The following is a 23,871-nucleotide window of genomic DNA, read 5'->3' on the forward strand; positions in this document are numbered from 1 at the left end:
CGTGCAATACCAAGACTCGCTGCTTGCCTAGCCGCGCCTCCTGCGAGGAGACGCGGCGCCCCGACGAGCCATGAGGCCGCGGGGCTTTTTCATGTCGGCAACAGTCAGGAACGAGGAGAGAGCAGTGACCACCGATCAGGTACGCCCTACCTACGATGCCGCCGCCGCGCAGGAGCGCTGGCAGAAGTTCTGGGAGGCGGACGGAACCTTCGTCCCGGCAGACGACGGCTCCCGGGAACGGCGCTACATGCTCGACATGTTCCCCTACCCCTCCGGCGACCTGCACATGGGCCATGCCGAGGCTTTCGTCATGGGCGACATCGTGGCCCGGTACTGGCGGATGCAGGGCTACGACGTGATGCACCCGATCGGCTGGGACTCCTTCGGCCTGCCGGCCGAGAACGCGGCCATCGCCCGCAACGCCCACCCCGCGGACTGGACCTACGCCAACATCGACACCCAGGCCCGCTCGTTCAAACGCTACGGCCTGAGCTTCGACTGGAGCCGTCGGCTGCACACCTCCGACCCGGAGTACTACCGCTGGACACAGTGGCTGTTCCTGCGCTTCTACGAGCGCGGCCTGGCCTACCGCAAGGACTCCTACGTCAACTGGTGCCCCAACGACCAGACCGTGCTGGCCAACGAGCAGGTCGTCCAGGGCGCCTGCGAGCGGTGTGGCGCGGCGGTCACCAAGCGCAAGCTCACCCAGTGGTACTTCAAGATCACCGACTACGCCGAGCGGTTGCTGGACGACATGACCGCGCTGGAGGGCAAGTGGCCCGACCGGGTGCTGGCGATGCAGCGCAACTGGATCGGCCGCTCCCAGGGTGCCTACGTCGATTTCGTGATCGAGGGCCGCGAGCAGCCGGTGACGGTGTTCACCACCCGTCCCGACACCCTGTACGGGGCCACCTTCTTCGTGGTGGCACCGGACGCCGACCTGGCCGCCGAGCTGGTGACCGACCAGCAGCGGGCCGCTTTCGAGGCCTACCTGGAACAGACCAAGAAGGCCACCGAGATCGAGCGGCAGTCGACCGAGCGTCCCAAGACCGGCGTCTTCCTGGGCCGGTACGCGGTGAACCCGGTGAACGGCGAAAAGCTGCCGGTGTGGGCGGCCGACTACGTGCTGAGCGAGTACGGCACGGGTGCGATCATGGCCGTCCCGGCCCACGACCAGCGCGACCTGGACTTCGCCCGCACCTTCGGCCTGCCCGTCCGGGTGGTGCTGGAGACCGGCCTGCCGGATCCCAACCAGACCGGGGTCGCGACTCCGGGTGACGGGGCCTATGTGAACTCGCCCACCCTGGAAGGGCTGGCCGACAAGGCCGCCGGCGTGGCGGCGATGTGTGAGTTCCTGGAGACCGAAGGCGCCGGGAGGGCAGCCACCACCTATCGGCTGCGCGACTGGCTGCTGAGCCGGCAGCGGTTCTGGGGCTGCCCGATCCCGATCGTCCACTGCCCGGCCTGTGGCGAGGTCCCCGTCCCCGACGACCAGCTGCCGGTCGAGCTGCCGCACCTGCGTGGCGCCGACCTGGCACCGAAGGGCACCAGTCCGCTGGCCGGGGCCACCGACTGGGTGAACACCACCTGCCCCCGGTGCGGTGCTGCGGCCCAGCGCGACACCGACACCATGGACACCTTCGTGGATTCGTCCTGGTACTACTTCCGGTACTGCTCGCCGGGCTACACCGACGGACCTTTCGACCCCGCGGACGTGGCCCGCTGGATGCCGGTGGCGCAGTATGTCGGCGGCGTCGAGCACGCGATCCTGCACCTGCTGTACTCGCGGTTCTTCACCAAGGTGCTGTACGACCTGGGCCTGGTGGGGTTCACCGAGCCGTTCACCCGGCTGCTGAACCAGGGCCAGGTGATCAACCAGGGCAAGGCGATGAGCAAGTCGCTGGGCAACGGGGTCGACCTGGGCGCCCAGATCGACGCCTACGGGGTGGACGCGATCCGCACCACCGTGGTGTTCGCCGGCCCGCCGGAGGACGACATCGACTGGGCTGACGTCTCGCCCGGCTCGACGGCGAAGTTCCTGCAGCGGGCCTACCGGCTGGCCTGCGACGTCAGTTCCCCAGCCGGTGCCGATCCGGCGGCCGGAGAGCTGGCGATGCGGCGGGCCACCCACCGCTCGATCGCCGACATCACCGAGGCGCTGGAGAGCCGCCGGTTCAACGTGGTGGTCGCCCGGATCATGGAGTTGGTGAACGCTGCCCGCAAGACCATCGACACCGGCGCCGGGCCGGCCGACCCGGCTGTCCGGGAGGCGGTCGAGTTCGTCACCCAGGCGTTGAGTGTTGTCGCACCGTACCTGGCCGAGGAGATGTGGGAGGTGCTGGGACACGCCCCGTCGGTGGCGAACTCGCGCTGGCCGCAGGCCGATCCCGCGCTGCTGGTGACCGAGTCGGTGACCTGTGTGGTGCAGGTACAGGGCAAGGTGCGCGCCAAGCTTGAGGTCTCGCCGTCGGCGTCTGCTGCCGAGTTGGAGGAGCTGGCGCTGGCCGATGTCGCCGTGCAGCGTGCACTGGACGGCCGCGCGGTGCGGCAGGTGATAGTCCGGGCGCCGAAGCTGGTCAGCATCGTCCCCGGGTAGCTGCTCAGGCCGCCTGCAGGGTGGCCATTAGGCCGAGATGGTCGGTGCCCGGGACCCGGAAAGTGCGGGTATCGGCTGCGACCAACCGGTCGTTGAGCAGGACGTGGTCGATGGCGATCAGCGGTGGAAACCACCGGCTCGCCGGCCAGGTCGGCTGCCAGCCGGAGCCCGCGGCGGATGCGGCGTCGGTGAAACCGGTGGCGAGCAGCCGACGTACCGGCAGGTGCTCCAGGGTCGAGTTCAGATCGCCCACCACGACGGTGGCGTCGTCCGGATGCGAGCCGGTCAGGCCGAGAAGCGTGCGGTGGTCCTGCTGCCAGACGTTCTCGTCGCGGACCGGGCTCACCAGGTGTGCGCCGATGACCACCAGCGGACCGAGCGGGGTCTTCACCCGTACCGTCACGACCGCGTTGGGGGTGCCGGACGGCTGCTTCAGAACGGTCAGCGGGTCGCGGCTGAGGATCAGCGTGCCGTTGGCCCACGCGTCGGTCTGTCCTACCCGGTAGGGATAGGCGGTGCGCCAGGGCTTGGTGTCGAGGGTTGCCACGGTGGCGGCCGACGCCTCGGTGAGGACCAGGACGGGGGCGTCCAGGGCGGGTGAGTCGGCCAGGGCGGCCAGGTCGGCCTCGCCGAACCGGAGATTGAGCGTTGCCACGGTGTACGCCGGCCCCGGTGGCTCCGGAAACCGGCTGGTGTAGGGCACCAGCACCTGGGCATGGAGCAGGCCGCCGGCCAGCGCCACCACCGCCCAGGCCCGGCCCCAGCGGCGTCCGGCGAGCAGCAGGATCACCCCGGCCAGTACCCACAGCACGGTGGCGTGCGGGATAAAGGCGGCGGCCATCGCGGTGACCGGATACTCCTGCAGACCGGGCCACAGGTAGAGCGCGAGCATCGCGGCACCGGCCAGGACACAGCTCCAGCCCACCACCTGCCAGCGCCGCCGTCCGGTCTGATCACGCACCGGCCGGCGCTTGCGCGCGGCCGGGCGTGCCGAAGCGCGAGGACGGGTGCGGGTGGTCACCTGCCCAGCATCCCAGCTGCGTCCAACCCGGCAGGACAGGGACGCGCGGTCACCGGCGGGTGATCTGGACCCGCCAGGCCACCGGGCCCTGCTCGAGGTAGCTGACGTCGAAGGTCTGCGGCGCCACCCGGTTGAGTGCCGAGAGCAACGGGCTGGGGTCGTGGTCGGCGACCAGCACCACCTGCTGGGCCGGCTTCATGCTGGTGAGGCCACCGATCACCGCGCCGCTGCGCATCACCTTGGGAATGGCCGCCAGCTCGAGTTCGGGCGCGCCGTCCGAGCAGCCGCAGCCACAGCCGCCGCGCTGCTTCTTCGCGTTGCTGCCGGCAAGCTCAAGGTTGATCGCCATCGGTTGCCCCCTTCGGATTCAGGTACCCCGGGAAGGGTACCCGCTGTGTCGCAGGGCTGTGGACATCCGGTGTTCTGGCCGACGTTATCCACAATCTTGTCGGCGGCTGAACCGGACGGGCGGCGGGTGCCGATAGTGGACGGCATGCATCGTCTGGCAGCTTCCGAACCCGTGCTGAGCGACGTGGTGCGCCAACGGCTGGCCACGCTGCTCGCCGAGGTTCCGGCCCGCCGAGCGCTCGAACCGTTGCCCGACGACCTCGACGAGGAGGACTACCCCGAGAGCGCACCGGAGACTGGGGTCACCGGGTCCGGATCGCCGACGGTGGGGCCACCGGTGGCGCGCTGGGCCAGGACCGCCTGGGAGTTCTCCCGCAGCCATCTTCTGGCGCTCGGCATCGTCGTGCTCACCGGTTGCCTGTGGGCCGGCTACAACGTCCTGCAGGCGCGGTCGAGCCCGGCGGTGGCCCCCGCACCGACGCCGGCGGTGGTGGCAACACCCACGCCTTCAGCGACGCCGATCCCGGCCGTCGTTGTGGTGCACGTGCTGGGCGCGGTGGTCTCGCCCGGGGTGGTCCGGCTGCCGGAGGGCTCGCGGGTGCTGGACGCGATCGCTGCGGCCGGCGGACTGACCCCGCAGGCAGCTCCGGGCGAGCTCAACCTGGCGGCGGTGCTGGCCGACGGTGCGCAGCTGGTGATCGGCGACCAGAAGCAGCCTGGTGGCGAACTCCGGTCGACCTCGGACGGCACGGCGGGCGGCGGAACGTCGCCGGCGAAGGTGTCGCTGAACACTGCCACGCAGGCCCAACTGGAGACCTTGCCGGGCGTGGGGCCGGTGACCGCCCAGAAGATCCTCGCCTGGCGCGAGCAGCACGGGAGGTTCACCCGGGTGGCCGAACTCCAGGAGGTCGACGGCATCGGGCCCAAGACCTTCGCGCAGTTGGAGCCCTATGTCGGGCTCTGAACCCGGGCCGCTCGACCCGCGTGGTCCGGTGCTGGCGGTGACGATGTGGGCCGGCACCTGGCTGGGCATCCAGGGCAGGCCCGAGGCGCTGGCCGGTTGTGCCGCGGCCGGTGCTCTCACGCTGGTGTGGAGCCGCGGCCGGCGGTTGGCCGGGGCGGTCGGCATGCTGCTGCTGTGCTGCCTGCTGACGGCAGGACTCCGCTCCGCGGTCACCCACGCCGGACCGGTCCCGGACTGGGCTCGGGAGCGTGCGGTGGTGGAGGTCGAGGCCGTGGTCGGTCCGGGTCGACTCAGCACCGCGACCCGCTGGGGAGCTTTCTGGTCGGCACCGGCACGGCTGGAGTCGGTCCGCGGCCGGGGGCAGCACTGGGCGCTCGGCCAGCAGGTGCGGCTGGTCGCCAGTGGCGAGGCGGCATCGGCCTGGAGCCGGCTGGTGCCCGGCAGCCGGGTGCACGCGACCGTCCGGCTGGAGCCGGCCGAGCCGCAGGAGCCGGTCGGTGCGGTGGCGCGGGCGCGGGAGCCACCCCAGCTGGTGGCGGAGCCCGGCTGGGTCGACCAGGGCGTGCACCGGGTTCGCGAGGGGCTCCGGCAGGCGGTCGCCGGTCTGCCGGCCGAACCACGGTCGATCGTCCCCGCACTGGTGGTGGGCGACACGGCCAGGGTCGGACCGGAACTCCAGGAGCGGTTCCGGGTGACCGGGCTCACCCATCTGATGGCGGTCTCCGGTGCCAACCTGACACTGCTGCTGGCGAGCCTGTTGTGGCTGGCGCGGCGGCTCGGGGCGCGGGGCTGGTGGTTGCGCGGGATCGCCGTGGTCGGGGTGGCCGGGTTCGTCGTGCTGTGCCACAGCGAGCCGAGTGTGCTGCGGGCGGCGGCGATGGGCGCGGTTGGGCTGGCAGCGCTCGGCTGGGGTGGCCGGGCCCAGGGACTGCGATACCTGTCCTGGGCGGTGATCGGACTGTTGATGCTGGACCCGTGGCTGGCTTCGTCGGCGGGGTTTGCCTTGTCGGTGGTGGCCTCGGCCGGGATCATTGCCTTCGCCCGGTCGTGGACCGACGCCCTGGCCGGATGGCTGCCCCGCGGTCTGGCCGAGGCGCTCGCCGTCCCGTTGGCCGCCCAGGTGGCCACCCAGCCGATCGTTTCGGCGCTGTCAGGACAGCTGAGTCTGGTCGGCGTACTGGCCAATGTCGCTGCCGGCCCGCTGGTCGGGCCCACCACCGTGCTGGGCTTCGGCTGCGCGGCGCTGGGCTGGCTGCTGCCCGGCCCGGCGGTGGCACTGGGCTGGCTGGCCGGCTGGGGAGCGCAGGCGTTGTGCTGGATCGCGGCGCTCGGGGCAGCGTTGCCGGCGGCTGCGATCGCCTGGCCGGCCACCCCGTCCGGCATCGCGGTGCTGATCGGGCTCGGGGCTGCGACCTACCTGGTGCTCGGCCGGTTGCTGCGACACCGCTGGTTGATCATGAGCCTGGCGGCCGTGCTGGTGCTCGTCCTGGCCCGGCCGTGGGCGGTGCCCGGCTGGCCGCCGCCGGACTGGCAGGTGGTGCAGTGCGATGTCGGACAGGGCTCGGCCAGCGTGGTGGCGGTCGAGCCTGGAGCCGCGATCGTGGTCGACACCGGGCCGGAGCCGGTGGCCCTGGAGCGCTGCCTGGCGGCCCTCGGCGTGCGGCGGGTGCCGCTGCTGGTGGTGACTCACTTTCACGCCGATCACATCGGCGGAGTGCCGGCACTGGCCGGCCGTGAGGTCGCTGCCGTGCTGGAGTCCACCGGCCGACCCGGAGCCGACCAGGTGGCCGGCCAGCTTCCCGGAGCTCAGCCGATCGCCGCGGCGCCCGGTCTGGCTCTGCAGGTGGGCCGGGTCCGGGTGGTGGTGGTCTCGACGCTGCCGGCGTCCACGGCGGCCTGGGGCGATGCCGAGGAGTCCAGCGCGGAGAATGACAGCTCGGTGGTCACCCGGATCGATACCGGCCGGATCGTGGTGCTGGCCACCGGCGACATTGAGACCGCGGGGCAGGCCGCCGCGCTGGCATCCGGACTGCCGCTGGCAGCGGACGTCCTGATCGTCCCGCACCACGGCTCGGCCCGGCAGAGCCCGGAACTGTTCGCCGCCGCTGCCGCACAGGTGGCCCTGATCGGGGTGGGGGAGAACAGCTACGGCCACCCGTCCGGCACCGCGCTGCGCGAACTCGGCCAGGCCGGCTCGGCGATCTACCGCACCGATACCCAGGGCTCGGTGGCCGTCACTCGGACCGATGCCGGCCTGCAGGTCACGACCGAACGTCCGGGCTAGGACCCGGTTCACGTGGTCTGCGAATCCTGGTGTCCGGTGAGGTGCCCTAAGCTCTCCGGCAGACCGAGTCGAGGACGGTGGGCACGCGTGGACCTGGGACTGACCGGCATCCTGGCGATCCTGTTCGTGGTCAGCTACGCCCGGGAGCCGCGCCGGATGCGCTGTGCGGTCTTCCTGTTCGGTGCCGTGGCCGGGCTGGTCCTGCGCCTGATCGCAGCGGTCGGCGAGGCGCTCACCACGATCTCGGCCGAGGCCGGTGGCTGGGCCACACTGGCCGTCCTGATCCTGATCGTTGGCATGGTGTTGCTGGTCGCGGTGATGCTGGTGCTGAACGGCCTCACCATGGTGCGTCGGGAGGGCCGACGGCTGTCGAACCTGCTGTCACTGCTGCTGGGGCTGGCGATGCTCGGCGTGATCGCCGTGGTGGCCGTGGCGGTGGTCGCTTCGGTCGGCAGCCAGTCCGCCACGCTGGTGGTGGGCGTGATCCTGACCAGCCTTCCGATCGGGTTCCTCTCCTACGGCTTGCTTGCCTATCTGCTGTACTCGGCGCTGTACCAGGCCGTCAGCCGGCGCCGGAGCCGCCAGGTCGGCGCGGTGGTGGCGCTGGGGTCAGGGTTGATCGAGGGACGTGTCCCGCCGCTGCTGGCCCAGCGGCTGGACGGGGCCCACCGCACCTGGGACGAGGCGGTTGCCGCGGGTGCTCAGCCGGTCATTGTCACCTCCGGCGGTCAGGGCCCGGACGAGCCGCGCCCGGAGGCCGAGGCGATGGCCGAGTACCTGGTCGAGCACGGCACGCCCCCGGCGGCGATCCTGACCGAGACCGAGTCCCGCACCACGCAGCAGAACCTGGCCAACACTGCCCAGTTGCTCGCGGAGCGGGGGATCACCGGGCCGGTGGCGGTGGTGACGAACAACTACCACGCCTTCCGGGCGGCGCTGATGATGCGCAGCGCCGGGGTGGCCGGCTACGCCCTGGGCGCCCCGACCGCCGACTACTACTGGCCCTCGGCCAGCATCCGGGAGTACCTGGCCATCCTGCGCGATCACCGGTGGTTCGTGGTGATCAGCGTCGTTGTGTTGAGCCTGCCGGCGCTGATCTGGTTCGTGTTGTCGGTGCGCGCTGGCATGCTGTAGCCGTGGAGTCACCCTTCGGCAGCACCCTGCTGGTTACCGGCCCGGAGTCGCTGTTCGCCGAACGCGCGGTCACCGACCTGGTGCAGGCGGCGATCGCCCTGCGCCCGGACGCCTCGGTCACCCGGCTGTCGGCCGCAGGTCTCAGCCTCGGCGGGCTGGCCGAGGCCACCGGTGGGTCGCTGTTCGCTGACGCCAGCGTCGTGGTGGTCACCGAACTGCCCGAACTGCCGGCGGAGGTCGCCGACGCCCTGGTCGCAACTGCCGCCGATCCCGGTCCCGAGCTGGCGCTGGCGCTCGTCCACCCGGGCGGGGTCAAGGGCAAGGCGGTGCTGGACAAGCTGCGCAAGGTGGCGGCCCGCGAGGTCGAGTGCCTCGCTGTCAAGCCCTGGGAGTTGCCCCAGTTCGTGGTCGCCGAGACCCGCCGGGCCGGCGGAAGGATCGATGCCCGCACCGCGTCGGTCCTGATCGACGCCGTGGGTAGCGACCTGCGTAGCCTGGCGGCGGCCGTGCGGCAGTTGCTGGACGACGCCGATGCCCAGGCGGTCACCGAGCCGGTGATCCGGCGCTACTTCGGAGGCCGGGCCGAGGTCACCAGCTTCGCCGTCGCCGACGACGTGCTGAGCGGCAACGCCGAGGGGGCGCTGGGCAAGCTGCGCTGGGCGCTGTCGACCGGGGTGGCTCCGGTGCTGGTCACCAGCGCGCTGTCGTCCGGGCTGCGCAACCTCGGCAAGTACCTGGACGCGCGCGACGGCAGACTGCGCGACGCCGACGTCGCGAAGCTGATCGGGGTGCCGCCGTGGAAGCTCAAGGGGCTCGCCCAGCAGGCCCGAGCCTGGCAGCCGGCCGGAGTGGCCCGGGCGATCCGCTCGCTGGCGGTGGCCGACGCCCAGATCAAGGGCGCGGCCAGCGATCCGGGGTTCGCCCTCGAACAGGTGGTGCTGACCGTGATCGGCTGTCGTCGCAGCTGACCTCGGAACCGCGGGAAACCCCGTACACACAGAAACGCCGCCCCGAGGGGCGGCGTCACCGGGAGTCGGAAGTCAGAGCGCGGCGGCCTTGGAGGCAATCGCAGACTTGCGGTTGGCGGCCTGGTTGGCGTGGATGACGCCCTTCGAGGCTGCCTTGTCGAGCTGGCGGGTGGCCACCTTGGCGAGTTCCTGGGCCTTCTCGGTGTCGCCGGCGGCGACGGCCTCGTGGAACCTGCGGACGTGGGTACGCAGCGCGGACTTCACAGCCTTGTTGCGGAGCCGGGCCTTCTCGTTGGTCAGGATCCGCTTCTTCTGGGACTTGATGTTCGCCACAGGGCTTGCCTTCTTGGTTGGTGATTCGAGCTGGTGGCATCCATAACGGACGCGACCAGCAACACTACCAAAGCCCGCCGCCACCCGCCAAGTTGAGGTATGACCGGTCGGGCGCCTCACGATTCAGCGCATTCCGAGACCCGCCCGACAAGCTGTGGCTGGACTTCCGTCTGCCGACATTCGGTAACAGCTTGTCTGGATGTTCGGGAGGCTCGCGCCTGCAATTCGGCAAGCTGTGGCTGGGTTGCCGTTGACGGTGTTTCGATCACAGTTTGACGGGGCGGGGCGGCGGTCGTCGAACCAGCACGACACGATAGGATGGGCAGTCGGTCCCCAATCAGGAAAGCTGCATGCCCGCACCACGCCCTGGCGCCACGCCACCGGAGCTGATCCGCAACTTCTGCATCATCGCGCACATCGACCACGGCAAGTCCACCCTGGCCGACCGGATGCTGCAGCTGACCGGCGTGGTCGACGAGCGCTCGATGCGCGCCCAGTACCTCGACCGGATGGACATCGAGCGGGAGCGCGGTATCACGATCAAGTCCCAGGCTGTCCGGATGCCCTGGCGCTCCGGCGGCACCGACTACGTCCTGAACATGATCGACACCCCCGGACACGTCGACTTCACCTACGAGGTCTCCCGCTCGCTGGCCGCCTGCGAGGGCGCCATTCTGCTGATCGACGCCGCCCAGGGCATCGAGGCCCAGACCCTGGCCAACCTCTACCTGGCGCTGGAGGCCGACCTCCACATCGTCCCGGTGCTGAACAAGATCGACCTGCCCAGCGCCCAGCCAGAGAAGTACGCCGCCGAGATCGCCCACCTGGTGGGCTGCGACCCGTCCGAGGTCTTCCAGGTCTCGGCCAAGACCGGCGAGGGCGTCCGCGAACTGCTCGACCACATCGTCGGCGACATTCCACACCCGGTCGGCGATCCGGCGGCCCCGGCCCGGGCGCTGATCTTCGACTCGGTCTACGACACCTACCGCGGCGTGGTCACCTACGTCCGGGTGGTCGACGGCGAGCTGAACCACCGCGAGCGCGTCCTGATGATGTCCACCAGGGCCACCCACGAGACGCTCGAGGTCGGGGTGATCTCACCCGAACCGACCAAGGCCGCAGCGCTGGGCGTGGGCGAGGTGGGCTACCTGATCACCGGGGTGAAGGAGGTCCGCCAGTCCCGGGTCGGCGACACCGTGACCACCGCCTCGCGTCCTGCCACCACGAGCCTGGGTGGCTACCGGCAGCCGCACCCGATGGTCTACGCCGGGCTGTACCCGATCGACGGTGCCGACTTCCCCGAACTGCGCGAGGCGCTGGACAAGCTGCAGCTCAACGACGCCGCCCTGGTCTACGAACCGGAGACCTCCGGCGCCCTCGGCTTCGGCTTCCGGGTGGGCTTTCTGGGTCTGTTGCACATGGAGATCGTCCGGGAGCGGCTGGAGCGCGAGTTCAACCTCGACCTGATCTCCACCGCGCCGAACGTGGTCTACCGGGTGGTGATGGAGGACGCCACCGAGCACACCGTCACCAACCCGTCGGAGTACCCCGACGGCAAGATCGCCGAGGTCTGGGAGCCGATCGTCCGGGCGACCATCCTGACCCCCACCGAGTTCATCGGCACGATCATGGAGTTGTGCCAGAACCGCCGCGGCGTCCAGCAGGGGATGGACTACCTCTCCGAGGACCGGGTCGAGATCCGTTACGTGATGCCGCTGGCCGAGATCGTCTTCGACTTCTTCGACGCGCTCAAGAGCCGGACGAAGGGCTACGCCTCGCTGGACTACGAGGAGGCCGGCGAGCAGGCGGCCAAGCTGGTGAAGGTCGACATCCTGCTGCACGGTGAGCCGGTGGACGCGTTCAGCTCGATCGTGCACGCCGACGCCGCCTACAGCTACGGCGTGGCGATGGCCAAGAAGCTCAAGGAACTGATCCCCCGGCAGCAGTTCGAGGTGCCGATCCAGGCCGCCATCGGTGCTCGGGTGATTGCCCGGGAGACCGTCCGGGCGATGCGCAAGGACGTGCTGGCCAAGTGCTACGGCGGTGACATCACCCGCAAGCGCAAACTGCTGGAGAAGCAGAAGGAAGGCAAGAAGCGGATGAAGATGGTCGGCCGGGTGGAGGTGCCGCAGGAGGCCTTCGTCGCCGCGCTGTCCACCGGCGAGGCGCGGTCGGAGAAGAAGTGATCGCGGGCCGAGGAACCGTCCCCTGGCCCGGCGCGGCCGCGCCGGCGGGCTAGAGTGCTGACCCGTGAACGCAGAGATCGGCATCATCGGCGGCTCGGGCTTCTACGAGTTCCTCACCGACCCCACTTTCGAGACGGTCAGCACCCCCTTCGGAGAGCCGTCGGCGCCGATCGCCGTCGGTGAACTGGCAGGACGGCGGGTGGCCTTCGTGCCGCGGCACGGCCGCCACCACGAGTTCCCGCCGCACCGGGTGAACTACCGGGCCAACTTGTGGGCGCTGCGCAGCCTCGGCGTCCGTCAAGTGCTGGCCCCCTGCGCGGTGGGCTCGCTGCGGCCCGAACTCGGTCCGGGCAGTTTCGTCGTCCCCGACCAGCTCATCGACCGCACCTGGGGACGGGCGCACACCGTCTACGACAGCACCGGCCCGGTGGTGCACGTCTCCTTCGCCGATCCCTACTGCCCGCGCGGCCGGGCCACCGTCCTGGCCGCCGCCGACGACCACACCCCGCTGACCGACGGTGGCACCCTGGTGGTGATCAACGGGCCGCGCTTCTCCACCCGCGCCGAGTCGCAGTGGCATGCGGCGGCCGGCGGCAGCGTGGTCGGGATGACCGGGGCGCCGGAAGCCTCCGTTGCCCGCGAACTCGCGCTGTGCTACACCACCGTCTGCATGGTCACCGACCACGACGCCGGGGTGGAGGTCGGCGAAGCCGTCACCCACGCCGAGGTACTGCGGGTGTTCGCCGACAACATCGAACGGCTCAAGGGGCTGCTGCGCCGGGTGGTCGCTACCCTGCCCGCGGCTGAACCGGACGCCACCGCCACCTGCTCCTGCCGGCGCGCCCTGGACGGCATGGCCCTGCCGCTCGAGCTGCCCTGATGCCGTCGGTCCCACCCGAGGGAGAGCCGGCGCCGGCCGACGGTGCGCTGCCACCGCAGGCTCTGGCCGGGATGGGGGAGCGGACCTTCAGCCTGTACCTGCACGTCCCGTTCTGCGCGGTCCGCTGTGGCTACTGCGACTTCAACACCTACACCGCTGCCGAACTGGGCTCCGCACCGGGTGCGTCCCGGCAGGCCTACCTGGACGCCGTCCGCCGGGAACTGGAGTTGGCCGTCACCGTGCTGGCCGCCGATTCCCAGCAGCCGGTGCCGGCGGTCGACACGGTCTTCTTCGGCGGCGGTACGCCCACCCTGCTGGCCACCGACGAACTGGCAGGCCTGCTTGGCGCGGTCCGCGATACCTTCGGCCTGGTGCCGGGTGCCGAGATCACCACCGAGGCCAACCCCGAGTCGGTCGACCAACGTGGGCTCGAGCAGTTGGTCGCCGCCGGTTTCAACCGGCTCTCCCTGGGCATGCAGTCCAGCGTCCCGCACGTGCTGCAGGTGCTCGATCGCAGGCACACCCCGGGTCGTGTCGGCCAGGTGGTTGGCTGGGCCCGCGCGGCCGGCTTCGGCTCGGTCAGCCTCGACCTGATCTATGGCAGTCCGGGGGAGTCCCGGGCCGACTGGCGGACCAGCCTGCGCAGCGCCCTGGACCTGCAGCCCGACCACCTCAGCGCGTACTCGCTGATCGTCGAGCCGGGCACGCGGCTGGCCGCCCGGATTCGCCGTGGTGAACTGCCGGGGATCGACGACGATGTGCACGCCGAGTACTACCTGGTTGCCGAGGAGGAACTGACAGCGGCGGGGCTGGCCTGGTACGAGGTGAGCAACTGGGCCAGACCCGGACACGCCTGCCGGCACAATCTGGCCTACTGGCGCGGCGGCAACTGGTGGGGGGTCGGCCCCGGCGCCCACTCCCACGTCGGCGGGGTGCGCTGGTGGAACCTGCGCCACCCGTCCCGCTACAGCGCCCGGCTGGCCGGTGGCCAGAGCCCGGCCGAGGCCCGCGAGGTGCTCGACGACCAGCAGCGCCGGGTCGAACGGGTGCTGCTGGAACTGCGGCTCGCCGAGGGACTCGAGTTGGCAGTCCTGACCCCGACGGAGGCCCGCCGGGTGCCCACGATCGTGGCGGCGGGCTGGGGGCTGGCCGATGCCGGACGGCTGCGACTGACCCTTCCCGGACGCCTGTTGGCCGATGGAATCGTGCGCGACCTGCTCGATTGACACCATTCCCGGATGACGAGGGAATACGTTCATCAAGTCGGGAATTCACAACGATTTGATAACGCCCCACTACGCAACATTGCTGTAACAGCAGCGAGATATTCCGCTCACAATGCAGTGCTCAAATGTCGTTTGCTCCCATAGCCTTACCCAACCGTGCCGGTGGCTGAGCAGTCACTGAACACAAGGAGGAAATGTGACCAAACGAACTCTCAAGCTGGCTGGCGCCGCCCTGATCGCGGCCTCACTCGTGCTGAGCGGCTGCGGTTCCCGCGGTCCGGCGGAGTCACCGACCAGCGCTCCGACAGACGGTGGTTCGAGCTCAGGCGGGACGAAGGTCGCCAAGATCGGCTTCATCGGGCCGATCTCCGGTGGACTCTCGGCGCTGGGTCTCGGCATGAAGAACTCCGTCCAACTGGCCGTCGATCTGGCCAACAAGAACAACGCGATACCCGGCTGGACGCTCGAATTCGTCCCGATGGACGACGAGGCCAAGCCCGACACCGGCGCCAATGCCGCCACCTCGCTGGCCGCCGATCCGGACATCGTCGGCGTGGTCGGCACCCTGAACTCCGGCGTGGCGCAGAGCGTCATCCCGATTCTGGACGCCGCCCACATCGTCCAGATCTCGCCGGCGAACACCAACCCGACCCTGACCCAGGGTGCCGACCCGGCCAAGCCGACCAGGCCCAACGCCAACTATTTCCGCACCGCCACCACTGACGCCATCCAGGGCCCGGTGGCTGCGAAGTACCTGCTCGACGCCGGCATCAAGAAGGTCGCGGTCGTGCACAACAAAGGCACCTACGGCCAGGGCCTGGCAGAGGCCTTCGCCGCAGCGTTCAAGGACGGCGGCGGCGAGGTCGTGGCCAGTGAGTCCTTCACCCCCGGCACCGAGGATCTGAGCACGGTGGTCACGACCATCAAGCAGGCCGGTCCCGAGGTGGTCTACTTCGGCGGTGAGTACGCCAACTCCAAGGACACCGGTGGTGGTGCCCGGCTGTCAAACCAGATGAAGGCCAATGGGCTCAACGTCCCGCTGATGGGCGGCGACGGCATCTTCGACCCGGAGTACATCAACCTGGCCGGCAAGGCAGCCAACGGTGACCTGGCCACCTCGGTGGGTGCCCCGCCGACCGATCTGAAGTCGGCCGCGGAGTTCCTCACGCAGTACGAGGCAGCCAACTTCCCCGAGCCCTACGCCGCCTACGGCGCAATGTCCTTCGACGCGGCCAACGCGATCATCGAAGGTCTGAAGGTGTCTCTGGCAGACGCCTCCGACGCCAAGTCTGCCCGTGAGGCCACCATCGAGGCCGTCGGCAAGGTCGACTTCGAAGGGGCCAGCGGCCAGGTGAAGTTCGACGAGTTCGGCGACACGGTCACCCGGGTGATCACCGTCTACGAGGTCGCCGACGGCGCCTGGACCACCAAGCAGGTCATCAACTACCAGGGCTGAGCCACCCGGCTCCGACCGATGGTGAACCGGTCGGCCGGGCTCCCTGAGCGGGAGTTCCGACCGGCCGGGCGCCGGGGCCACAACGAGAGGGAACGGCGGCGTGGATTTCTTCCTGCAGCAACTCGTCAACGGATTGTCCCTGGGTGCCCTGTACGCCCTGATCGCCGTCGGCTACACGGTGGTCTACGGGATCGTCCAGCTGATCAACTTCGCCCATGGCGAGATCTTCATGGTGGGCGCCTTCGGCTCCTACGCGGTGTGGATCCTGCTGGGTCGTCCCACCGACTGGGGACTGTGGGGCTCGGTGTTCGGCCTGCTGCCACTGATGATCCTGGGCGGCATCCTGGTCTCGGTCGGGATCGCACTGCTGACCGAACGACTGGCCTACCGTCCGCTGCGCAACGCTCCCAGACTGGCACCACTGATCTCCGCGATCGGTGTCTCGGTCTTCCTGCAGGAGGCGGTGAGGCTGTTCTACGGCCAGATTCCCGGGTTTCCGGACGCCAAGGCAGGGTTCCCGTTCCCGACCATCGAGGGTCTCTCGGGGGAGTCGATCCAGGCTGGTGGGGTGATCATCCAGTACGCCTCGATCTTCACCGTCGGCGCCCTGGTGGTGTGCACCATCGGGCTGTGGCTGTTCGTCAACCGCACCCGGGTCGGACGGGCGATGACCGCGACCTCGCAGGATCCCGACACTGCCCGCCTGATGGGCATCAACGTCGACCGGGTGATCATGGCGGCGTTCGCGGTCGGTGCCGCGCTGGCGGCGATCGCCGGGGTGGCGCACGGGCTGCGTTACCAGACGATCGCCTTCGACATGGGCTTCATGGCCGGGCTCAAGGCGTTCACCGCCGCCGTGCTGGGCGGCATCGGCAATATCTACGGTGCCCTGCTCGGCGGCGTCGTCCTCGGCCTGGTCGAGTCCCTCTCGGCGGCCTACCTCGGCGGGGGCTCGGCGTGGAAGGACGTCTGGGCCTTCGGCCTGCTGATTCTGGTGCTGGTGTTCCGTCCCCAGGGCCTGCTCGGAGCCAGGGTGGTTGATCGCGCATGATCTCGCTGCCCATTCCCGCCGACCGGCTCCAGCAGATGCAGCTGCCGGCCCGCGCCGTCGCCACGGTGGGCATGCTGGTTGCCGGCTTCTCGGTGATGATGTCGTGGGCCTACCCGCCGTCCGCCCTCGACAATGTGACCTTCTACGGCGCCCCCTCGCCGCTGCAGTGGCACTTCCTGGCGCTGTGTGTCCTGGGTGCCGCCTGTTTCGCCGTCCCGTTCCTGGGCAGGGCCCGGCTCGGACGCTGGACGCGGATCGTCGCCTGGAACGCTGCTGCGCGAACCGCCGCCCTCGGCGCGGCAGCGGCGGCAGCGGTGGCGATCGCGGCGATCACCATCGAGTCCGGTGGTCTGGTCAACACCGACCCGGGGGTCTGGGTAGGCCTGGGTGGCAGCCTGGTGGCGGCCGGCTGCGGGCTGGTGCTCCCGGGCTCCCCGGAACCGGGCATGGGCCGGTTGAAGTCGCCGACCTGGCTGCAGATTGTCGGCATCACGCTGGGCATCGCCGCCGTCCTGTTCGCCGCGGTCTTCCTGCTCTCGCTGAACGAGGGCGGCGAGATGTTCTTCTACGTCGCCCTGGTGGTGTCGCTGATCCTCACGCTGAAGGAGTTCGGCATCTTCGGCTGGTTTGCCACCGCGGTCTCGCTGAACAAGCGGGTGGTGGTGGCAGCAGCCTTCGTCGCCGCCTTCGTCTTCCCGTTCACCCAGGGCGGCTCGGACCAGAACATGTCGATCGCTGCGCAGGTGCTGGTCTTCGCGGCCACCGCGCTCGGCCTCAACATCGTGGTTGGCCTGGTCGGCCTGCTCGACCTGGGCTACATCGCCTTCCTGGGCGCGGGTGCGTTCACCGCCGCGATGTTGTCGGGCTCCGCCTTCGCCACGATCGGCTGGGAGCCGCCGTTCTGGCTCACCGCCCTGATCTCGGCCACGATCGCCTCGATCCTTGGCCTGCTGATCGGCTCGCCGACGCTGCGGGTCTCGGGTGACTACCTGGCGATCGTGACCCTCGCCTTCGGCGAGATCTTCCGGATCACCATGATCAACCTGGACGGCACGGACGGGCCGAACCTCACCCACGGGCCGAACGGCATTCCCGGCATTCCCAACCTCAACTTCTTCGGCTTCGACTTCGGCAAGACCCAGGAGTTCTTCGGCATCGAGACCGGCCGGTTCGCCAACTACTTCTGGCTGATGCTGCTCGTGCTGGCGTTCATCATCATCGTGTTCACCAACCTCAACCGCTCCCGGATCGGACGCGGCTGGGTGGCGATCCGGGAGGACGAACTGGCCGCCGAGGCGATGGGCGTCAACACCTTCGCGCTCAAGCTGCTGGCCTTCGCCGGCGGTGCCTTCCTGGCCGGCCTCGCGGGCGCGGTCAAGGCACACCAGGACACCTCGGTGGTGCCCGAGCAGTACGTCTTCCTGGAGTCGGCCTTCCTGGTCGCGGCAGTCGTGCTGGGCGGCATGGGCACCGTGATGGGCGTTCTGATCGGCGCCACGATCCTGAAGGTGCTACCGGAGAAACTGCGCTTCTTCTCCGACTACCGGTTGCTGCTGTTCGGCCTGCTGATGGTTTTCATGATGCGCTTCCGGCCCGAAGGCATCATCGCCGACGAACGCCGGCAACTGGAGTTCCACGCCGATGATGAGGAACTGGCCGAGGAACTCGAGGAGGAACTGATCGTCCACCAGGCGCACTACAACCCCGACCTGAAGGGAGACGCGTGATGACCGCCGGAGCCGGACAGACCGCCGGGTCGGCGGTGCAGAAGCGCAACGTCCTGCTGGACGCCCGTGACGTGACCATGCAGTTCGGCGGTCTCACCGCGGTGAGCGAGGTCAGCCTGACGGTGAACACCGGGGAGATCATCGGCCTGATCGGGCCCAATGGCGCCGGTAAGACCACCTTCTTCAACTGCCTCACCGGGCTCTACCGGCCCACCCGTGGCGTGGTCCATTTCGACGGCGAGCCACTGCCGGCCAAGCCCAGGAAGGTGGTGCGGGCGGGAATGGCCCGAACCTTCCAGAACATCCGGCTGTTTCACAACATGACCGCTCTGGAGAACGTCATGGTGGGGATGTACAGCCGGACGAGAGCCAACGCCATCGACGCCGTCCTGCGACTGCCGCGGCACCGCAGGGAGGAACTCGCCTCCACCCAGCGGGCGCGCGAGTTGCTCGACTTCGTCGGGCTGGGCGGGGCTGCCGACTCGCTGTCGCGCAATCTGCCCTACGGTGATCAGCGCCGGCTGGAGATCGCCCGGGCGTTGGCCACCGAGCCGAAGTTGTTGCTGCTTGACGAGCCGACCGCCGGGATGAACCCGCAGGAGACCAGGGAGGCCGAGGACCTGATCTTCCGGATCCGCGACCTGGGGCTGGCGATCCTGGTGATCGAGCATGACATGAAGTTCATCTTCAACCTCTGCGACCGGGTCTGCTGCCTGGCCCGGGGGCAGGTGCTGATCGAAGGGACGGCTGCCGAGGTGCAGAGCGACCCGCGCGTGATCGAGGCCTATCTCGGTTCACCCGACCTGGCCGAGGCGGACGGGGAGGACACCCATGCTTGAGGTCAAGGACCTGGTGGTCGCCTACGGACGGGTGACTGCGGTGAAGGGCATCTCGTTCACCGTCGAGCAGGGCCAGGTGGTCACCCTGCTGGGCACCAACGGTGCCGGCAAGTCGACCACCCTGCGCACCATCTCGGGCCTGCTGAAGCCGGTCTCCGGCGAGATCTGGTTCGAGGGCAGGCGGCTGGACGGTGAACCGGCCCACAAGGTGGTCCAGCGCGGCATCGCCCAGTCTCCGGAGGGACGTCGGCTGTTCCGCAAGATGTCGGTGGAGGACAACCTGATGCTCGGGGCCTACTCCCGCACCGACAGCGCGGCGGCCATCAAGGCCGACATGGACCGGGTCTACGATCTGTTCGAGGTGCTCGGCCAACGCCGGCGCGAACCGGCCGGGCTGTTCTCCGGCGGCGAGCAGCAGATGCTGGCGATCGGGCGGGCGATGATGAGCCGGCCGACGCTGTTGATGCTGGACGAGCCGTCGATGGGACTCAGCCCGATCATGACCCAGACGATCATGCGCACGATCAGGGAACTCCAGGCTGAGGGCGTCACCATCCTGCTGGTCGAGCAGAATGCGCAGGCAGCGCTCTCCCTGGCCGACCGGGGCTACGTCCTTGAGGTCGGCAGCATCGCCTTCTCCGATACCGGGCGCAACCTGCTGCGTGACGACCGGGTGAAGCGGGCCTACCTGGGCGCTGCGTAGCGGGTCACGGCAGCAGCACCACCTTGCCGGTGGTCAGCCGTCCCTCGAGCACCCGATGGGCCTCGGCGGCGTCGGCCAGCGGATAGCTGGCACCGACCCGCACGTCCAGCTGACCGGAGTCGACCAGGCCGAGCAATTCCGACATCCGCCACTCGATCTCCAGCCGGCTGCGGCTGTAGTGGGCCAGCGTCGGGCGGGTGACGAACAGCGAGCCCGCCGCGTTCAGCCGTTGCAGGTCGAACGGGGGTACCTGCCCGGATGCGCCACCGAACAGCACCAGCATGCCGCGCACCCGCAGGCTGGCCAGGGAGGCGTCGAAGGTCGTCCGGCCGACCCCGTCGTAGACGACGTGGACGCCCTCGCCCTCGGTCAGGTCGCGGACGAGCGCGGGGAGCTCGGCGGTGAGGTCGCTCAGCGCGGTGTAGTCGATCACCTCGGACGCGCCCGCCGCCCGGGACAGTTCTGCCTTGTCGGCAGTGGAGACCGTGGTGATCACCCGCCCGCCGCGGAGCCTGGCCAACTGGGTGGCGAGCAGCCCGACCCCACCGGCGCCGGCGTGCACCAGGACCTCGTGCCCGGGGCCGACCTCGAAGGTGGAGGAGACCAAGTAGTGGGCGGTCATTCCCTGGAGCGGCAGGGCCGCAGCCTTCGTCAGGTCCAGTCCCGCGGGCAGCCGGACGGCGTTGCGGGCCGGCACGGCGACGAACTCGGCGTACGACCCGGGGGCATCGTGCCAGGACACCTGGTCGCCCTCGGCGAAATCGGTCACCCCGTCGCCCAGGGCGACCACCTGGCCGGCGCCCTCGACACCGACCACGTGGGGGAAGTCGATCTGGTACACCCCGGAACGCCGGTAGGTGTCGATGAAGTTCACCCCGGCGGCGGCCACCCGCACCAGCAACTCCCCGGTGCCGGGCCGCGGGTCAGGCCACTCGGCGTACTCCAGAACCTCCGGACCACCCGCCTCGCGGGCAACGATCGCGCGCATGTACCCAGCCTAGGTGTACGTCCAGCGGTCACGGGCTTTCTCACCGCGGACAGCAGCCGGCGTCCTCCCCGCAACAACCTAGGGTGTCCGTCATGGCTGCGTCCCGCTACGACCGCGATGTGCTGGCACCTGGCTGGCAGCAGGCGCACCGCCGCGTCTCGGTGGAGACCCCGGTCTCGGTCGGACTGGTGGTCGAGGAACCCACCTCGGGGTTCGTCGGTGCGGTGGTCCGCTGGGAGAACGGGTTGGTCGTGCTGGAGGACCGCAAGGGGGCGCGCCGCAGCTTCCCCTTCGGACCCGGTTTCTGGATCGACGGCTCACCGGTCGATCTGAGACCGCCTGCCCGGTCCCGTCCGGTGGCGGCGACGCACAACGCCTCCGGCTCCCGGGTCGCCGCCGCAGCGCCGGCGAAGGTGGCGCGGGCCTCCCGGATCTATGTCGAGGGATGGCACGACGCCGAACTTGTGGAGAAGATCTGGGGCGACGACCTGCGCGTCGAGGGCGTCGTGGTGGAGTACCTCGGCGGGATCGACGACCTGCCGGCGATCGTGGACGAGTTCGCGCCGGGGCCCCGGCGGCGGCTCGGGGTCCTGGTCGACCATCTGGTCACCGGCACCAAGGAGACCCGGATCGTCGACCAGGTGCGCTCCGGGTCCGTGCTGGTCACCGGGCACCCGTTCATCGACATCTGGACCGCTATCAGGCCCGAGCGGGCGGGGCTGGCTGCCTGGCCCGAGGTTCCACGCGGGATCGACTACAAGACCGGCCTGAGCCGGGCGCTGGGACGCCCGGCCTCCGGTCAGGCAGACATCGCCCAGACCTGGCGCTGGCTGCTGGGACGGGTGCGCGACTGGCGTGACCTCGATCCGGCGCTGCCCCGCGAGGTGGAGCGGCTGATCGACTTCGTGACCACCGAACCTCAAGATCACTGAACCTCGTGACCACTGAACCTCAAGACCACCAAATCTCATGATGACCGACGAGCAGGAGCTGTAGTGCAGACCGAGTGGGTGTCGGAGCGGATCCGGGAGGTCGCCGACCGGGTGATCCTGCCGCGTTTTGGAGCCCTCGCCGAGGGCGAGATCGAGGAGAAGAAGCCGGGGGACCTGGTCACCATCGCCGACCGCGACGCGGAACGGGAACTGGTGAAGATCCTGGCGACGGCCGACCCGGGGGCGCTGCTGGTCGGTGAGGAGGGGGTGTTCACCGATCCGGCCAGGCTGGACGCACTCCCGGGCGCCGAGCGGGCCTGGGTGATCGATCCGGTGGACGGCACGAAGAACTTCTCCCGCGGGTCGAAGGACTTCGCCGTGATGGTCGCCGAGGTGCGGACCGGTGTGGCCGTCCGGGGCTGGATCTGGCAGCCGATGCACGGCCGGATGTACCAGGTTGAGCGCGGTGCCGGGGTGACCTGCAACGACGAGCCGCTGCAGCCGCGGCCCTCGGGTAGGGAGGTGCCGCTGGGTGCCACCTATGTGCCGATGACCGGCGAGGGTGCGGCAGTGCAGGTGCGGCGCTCGTGGGGCTGCTGCGGGGTGGACTACCCGAACCTGATCGCCGGCGAGGTCGACTTCCTCACCTATCGGTCGATGTTCCCGTGGGATCACCTGCCGGGCGGTCTGATGGTGCAGGAGCTGGGGGGCCGGATCGCCACCAGCGCCGGTGAGGACTACCGCCCGGGGGTGATGGGCCGCCGGCTGATCGCCGCGATGAAGCCCGCGGTGTGGGAGACCGCCCGCGAGGCCATCGCCGGCTGCTGAACCGCTCGACGGCCGCGGCCCCGCGTGGCACAGTGGGCCCATGACCGACAACGAGGACATCAAGGCCAAGATGCTGGCAGCCTTGGCGAAGAAGAACGCCGAGCACGACTCCGGTGTCGGTGAAGAGGGTCACCACAAGCAGAAGGGCCCGGCCGAACGCGGTCGTCAGGGCGGTGCCCGCGAGTTCCGCCGCAAGTCCGGGGGTTAGAGGGTCGGCAGCTCCGGCGGCTGGGTCACAGCATCGGCAGGTGCGTCCGGGGCACCTTGCCCTCGGCCGCCAGCTGCTGGTAGGCCAGCGGCAGCAGCGGACGGATCACCTCGGCCTCGAACGGCCACTCGCCGGCCTGGTAGGCCGCGTCCAGCTTCACGCCGCGGCTGACCAGGTACTCGACCTGTCCGTAGACCGCAGAGATCCGGGCACGCTGTTCGAAACCGAAGAAGCGGTCCACCGGACTGCCGTGGCCCGGGATGATCACGGTGTCCTCGTCGACCAGGCCGAGGATGCCGTCCACCGCGCTGGGCCAGTCCTTGAGGTGGCAGTCCGGCCCGAAGGATGGTGGCCCGGACTGCTCCAGCAGGTCGCCGGCGAAGATGGTGTTGGCGTCCGGGACGATGGCCACCACGTCGCCCTCGGTGTGCCCGCGTCCGAAGTGGACGAGTTCGACCCGGCGACCGCCCAGGTCGATCACCCGGGCGAGGCTGAACGGCCGGTTCGGCGCCCGCAGCTCGGTGGCATCGACGCCCTGGCCGGCGGCTTCCGCGAGCAGGTCCGGCGAGCCCAGCCGCTCGGCAAGGGTCTCGTGGCCATAGCTGGGGAGGTCAGCGAAGGCGGCCAGGCCGAAGAAGTGGTCCCAGTGCCAGTGGGTGACCGCCACCGCGCCAAGCGGCACTCCGGCCACCTGCTCGGCGGCCTGTCGAATCTGCTCGCCCTGATGGGGCGATGAGCCGGTGTCGACGACCAGCGCGGACTCCGTCCCGACGACGAGTCCGACGTTCACGCTCGCCGGCTCGGCGACTGCGACGTAGACGCCGTCCGTGACGGCTTCGAACGGGCTCAGGCGCGGTTCATCCATGCCGCAAGCCTATTGCGGCGTCGCCCGAGGCAGGCTTCAGCCGGTGTCGTCGAGTGGTGTTCGCTGCGTGAGGTCGCGGGTGCCGCCCGGTCCGACCTCGTAGAACTGTCCGCGCGGGCTCCGCCAGCCGAAGGTGCCCGGTTCCGGTTGGGTGAGCTGCCAGCCGGCGTGGGTCTTGGCGCGGTGCGCCTTACGCGCCAGTGGCCCGAGGTTGCCTGGGCGGGTCTGGCCGGGTGTGCCGTCCCAGCGGTAGGGATCGGTGTGGTCGAGGTCGAGGTGGCGGGCCTCCCGGCTTGACCAGGGGAAGACCTCGAAGCGGTCGCGGCAGATCACC

The 23,871-nt window shown here is 69.9% G+C and carries 21 protein-coding genes and 1 pseudogene; 16 read left to right on the top strand and 6 right to left on the bottom strand.

Features of this window, described 5'->3' with window-relative positions; translation table 11 throughout:
- The first annotated feature begins 91 nt into the window (after window positions 1–91).
- Window positions 92–2,596: a leucine--tRNA ligase gene (gene leuS / locus VB080_RS11395; RefSeq protein WP_416339636.1), complete on the top strand. Its 2,505-nt coding sequence runs from the start codon at window positions 92–94 to the stop codon at window positions 2,594–2,596.
- A 4-nt stretch (window positions 2,597–2,600) separates the two neighbouring features.
- Here leuS and VB080_RS11400 read toward each other — a convergent pair whose 3' ends face one another.
- Together VB080_RS11400 and VB080_RS11405 are read right to left on the bottom strand one after the other, a co-directional pair.
- Complete coding sequence (locus tag VB080_RS11400; RefSeq protein WP_323418571.1) at window positions 2,601–3,617, bottom strand: endonuclease/exonuclease/phosphatase family protein; 1,017 nt, start codon at window positions 3,615–3,617, stop codon at window positions 2,601–2,603.
- 49 nt (window positions 3,618–3,666) lie between these two features.
- Window positions 3,667–3,966, bottom strand: a complete 300-nt coding sequence (locus tag VB080_RS11405) for a DUF2249 domain-containing protein (protein ID WP_323418572.1) — start codon at window positions 3,964–3,966, stop codon at window positions 3,667–3,669.
- Window positions 3,967–4,110: 144 nt separating this feature from the next.
- Between VB080_RS11405 and VB080_RS11410 the strand changes: the two genes are divergently transcribed.
- From VB080_RS11410 to holA, 4 genes are all read left to right on the top strand, one after another.
- The gene (locus tag VB080_RS11410) at window positions 4,111–4,929 is read left to right on the top strand and encodes a helix-hairpin-helix domain-containing protein (protein WP_323418573.1); all 819 of its coding nucleotides are present in this window, start codon (window positions 4,111–4,113) and stop codon (window positions 4,927–4,929) included.
- Window positions 4,916–7,213: a ComEC/Rec2 family competence protein gene (locus VB080_RS11415; protein WP_323418574.1), complete on the top strand. Its 2,298-nt coding sequence runs from the start codon at window positions 4,916–4,918 to the stop codon at window positions 7,211–7,213. The genes VB080_RS11410 and VB080_RS11415 overlap by 14 nt, the downstream gene beginning before the upstream one ends.
- 87 nt (window positions 7,214–7,300) lie before the next feature.
- A complete protein-coding gene (locus VB080_RS11420; protein ID WP_323418575.1) occupies window positions 7,301–8,347 on the top strand; it encodes a YdcF family protein in 1,047 nt (348 codons plus the stop codon).
- 2 nt (window positions 8,348–8,349) lie between these two features.
- The gene (gene holA / locus VB080_RS11425) at window positions 8,350–9,315 is read left to right on the top strand and encodes a DNA polymerase III subunit delta (protein ID WP_323418576.1); all 966 of its coding nucleotides are present in this window, start codon (window positions 8,350–8,352) and stop codon (window positions 9,313–9,315) included.
- A gap of 72 nt (window positions 9,316–9,387) precedes the next feature.
- On the opposite strand, the gene rpsT is transcribed toward holA, so the two are convergent.
- On the bottom strand, window positions 9,388–9,648 hold the full coding sequence (gene rpsT, locus VB080_RS11430; protein ID WP_323418577.1) for a 30S ribosomal protein S20: 261 nt from the start codon (window positions 9,646–9,648) through the stop codon (window positions 9,388–9,390).
- Between the two features lie 350 nt (window positions 9,649–9,998).
- Between rpsT and lepA the strand changes: the two genes are divergently transcribed.
- The 8 genes from lepA to VB080_RS11470 all read left to right on the top strand — a co-directional run bounded on the left by lepA (window position 9,999) and on the right by VB080_RS11470 (window position 19,716).
- A complete protein-coding gene (lepA, locus tag VB080_RS11435; protein WP_323418578.1) occupies window positions 9,999–11,834 on the top strand; it encodes a translation elongation factor 4 in 1,836 nt (611 codons plus the stop codon).
- A gap of 64 nt (window positions 11,835–11,898) precedes the next feature.
- Window positions 11,899–12,714, top strand: coding sequence for an S-methyl-5'-thioadenosine phosphorylase (locus tag VB080_RS11440; RefSeq protein ID WP_323418579.1), 816 nt, complete (start codon window positions 11,899–11,901; stop codon window positions 12,712–12,714).
- Window positions 12,714–13,940, top strand: coding sequence for a radical SAM family heme chaperone HemW (gene hemW, locus VB080_RS11445; RefSeq protein ID WP_323418580.1), 1,227 nt, complete (start codon window positions 12,714–12,716; stop codon window positions 13,938–13,940). The genes VB080_RS11440 and hemW overlap by 1 nt, the downstream gene beginning before the upstream one ends.
- A 196-nt stretch (window positions 13,941–14,136) precedes the next feature.
- Window positions 14,137–15,396 (top strand): branched-chain amino acid ABC transporter substrate-binding protein, encoded by a 1,260-nt coding sequence (locus tag VB080_RS11450; RefSeq protein WP_323418581.1) that lies wholly within the window; start codon window positions 14,137–14,139, stop codon window positions 15,394–15,396.
- A 100-nt stretch (window positions 15,397–15,496) separates the two neighbouring features.
- Window positions 15,497–16,447 carry a branched-chain amino acid ABC transporter permease gene (locus VB080_RS11455; protein ID WP_323418582.1) on the top strand — a complete coding sequence of 317 codons (951 nt, stop codon included), beginning with the start codon at window positions 15,497–15,499 and terminating at the stop codon, window positions 16,445–16,447.
- Window positions 16,444–18,174, top strand: coding sequence for a branched-chain amino acid ABC transporter permease (locus VB080_RS11460; protein WP_323418583.1), 1,731 nt, complete (start codon window positions 16,444–16,446; stop codon window positions 18,172–18,174). The genes VB080_RS11455 and VB080_RS11460 overlap by 4 nt, the downstream gene beginning before the upstream one ends.
- Complete coding sequence (locus tag VB080_RS11465; RefSeq protein ID WP_323418584.1) at window positions 18,174–19,013, top strand: ABC transporter ATP-binding protein; 840 nt, start codon at window positions 18,174–18,176, stop codon at window positions 19,011–19,013. The genes VB080_RS11460 and VB080_RS11465 overlap by 1 nt, the downstream gene beginning before the upstream one ends.
- Complete coding sequence (locus VB080_RS11470; RefSeq protein ID WP_323418585.1) at window positions 19,006–19,716, top strand: ABC transporter ATP-binding protein; 711 nt, start codon at window positions 19,006–19,008, stop codon at window positions 19,714–19,716. Before VB080_RS11465 ends, VB080_RS11470 begins: the two co-directional genes overlap by 8 nt.
- A 4-nt stretch (window positions 19,717–19,720) precedes the next feature.
- Here VB080_RS11470 and VB080_RS11475 read toward each other — a convergent pair whose 3' ends face one another.
- Entirely contained in the window at window positions 19,721–20,704 is a 984-nt protein-coding gene (locus VB080_RS11475; RefSeq protein ID WP_323418586.1) for a quinone oxidoreductase, read from the bottom strand.
- A gap of 92 nt (window positions 20,705–20,796) precedes the next feature.
- Between VB080_RS11475 and VB080_RS11480 the strand changes: the two genes are divergently transcribed.
- The 3 genes from VB080_RS11480 (at window position 20,797) to VB080_RS11490 (ending at window position 22,672) form a co-directional block, all read left to right on the top strand.
- Entirely contained in the window at window positions 20,797–21,636 is an 840-nt protein-coding gene (locus tag VB080_RS11480; RefSeq protein ID WP_323418587.1) for a DUF3097 family protein, read from the top strand.
- Window positions 21,637–21,699: 63 nt separating this feature from the next.
- Window positions 21,700–22,464 (top strand): inositol monophosphatase, encoded by a 765-nt coding sequence (locus VB080_RS11485; protein ID WP_323418588.1) that lies wholly within the window; start codon window positions 21,700–21,702, stop codon window positions 22,462–22,464.
- Window positions 22,465–22,504: 40 nt separating this feature from the next.
- Window positions 22,505–22,672: a DUF5302 domain-containing protein gene (locus VB080_RS11490; RefSeq protein WP_323418589.1), complete on the top strand. Its 168-nt coding sequence runs from the start codon at window positions 22,505–22,507 to the stop codon at window positions 22,670–22,672.
- Window positions 22,673–22,697: 25 nt separating this feature from the next.
- On the opposite strand, the gene VB080_RS11495 is transcribed toward VB080_RS11490, so the two are convergent.
- Window positions 22,698–23,537 carry an MBL fold metallo-hydrolase gene (locus tag VB080_RS11495; RefSeq protein WP_323418590.1) on the bottom strand — a complete coding sequence of 280 codons (840 nt, stop codon included), beginning with the start codon at window positions 23,535–23,537 and terminating at the stop codon, window positions 22,698–22,700.
- Between the two features lie 36 nt (window positions 23,538–23,573).
- A pseudogene (locus tag VB080_RS11500) lies at window positions 23,574–23,871 on the bottom strand (hypothetical protein); the annotation flags it as partial.

The organism is Propionicimonas sp. (assembly GCF_034927565.1).
GTDB lineage: Bacteria > Actinomycetota > Actinomycetes > Propionibacteriales > Propionibacteriaceae > Propionicimonas.

Excerpts from the sequence above, each read along its gene's own strand:
- leuS (WP_416339636.1), top strand. The coding sequence starts at position 92 with ATGTCGGCAACAGTCAGGAACGAGGAGAGAGCAGTGACCACCGATCAG.
- VB080_RS11405 (WP_323418572.1), bottom strand. The coding sequence starts at position 3,966 with ATGGCGATCAACCTTGAGCTTGCCGGCAGCAACGCGAAGAAGCAGCGC.
- VB080_RS11410 (WP_323418573.1), top strand. The coding sequence starts at position 4,111 with ATGCATCGTCTGGCAGCTTCCGAACCCGTGCTGAGCGACGTGGTGCGC.
- VB080_RS11415 (WP_323418574.1), top strand. The coding sequence starts at position 4,916 with ATGTCGGGCTCTGAACCCGGGCCGCTCGACCCGCGTGGTCCGGTGCTG.
- lepA (WP_323418578.1), top strand. The coding sequence starts at position 9,999 with ATGCCCGCACCACGCCCTGGCGCCACGCCACCGGAGCTGATCCGCAAC.
- hemW (WP_323418580.1), top strand. The coding sequence starts at position 12,714 with ATGCCGTCGGTCCCACCCGAGGGAGAGCCGGCGCCGGCCGACGGTGCG.
- VB080_RS11460 (WP_323418583.1), top strand. The coding sequence starts at position 16,444 with ATGATCTCGCTGCCCATTCCCGCCGACCGGCTCCAGCAGATGCAGCTG.
- VB080_RS11465 (WP_323418584.1), top strand. The coding sequence starts at position 18,174 with ATGACCGCCGGAGCCGGACAGACCGCCGGGTCGGCGGTGCAGAAGCGC.
- VB080_RS11470 (WP_323418585.1), top strand. The coding sequence starts at position 19,006 with ATGCTTGAGGTCAAGGACCTGGTGGTCGCCTACGGACGGGTGACTGCG.
- VB080_RS11475 (WP_323418586.1), bottom strand. The coding sequence starts at position 20,704 with ATGCGCGCGATCGTTGCCCGCGAGGCGGGTGGTCCGGAGGTTCTGGAG.
- VB080_RS11480 (WP_323418587.1), top strand. The coding sequence starts at position 20,797 with ATGGCTGCGTCCCGCTACGACCGCGATGTGCTGGCACCTGGCTGGCAG.
- VB080_RS11490 (WP_323418589.1), top strand. The coding sequence starts at position 22,505 with ATGACCGACAACGAGGACATCAAGGCCAAGATGCTGGCAGCCTTGGCG.
- VB080_RS11495 (WP_323418590.1), bottom strand. The coding sequence starts at position 23,537 with ATGGATGAACCGCGCCTGAGCCCGTTCGAAGCCGTCACGGACGGCGTC.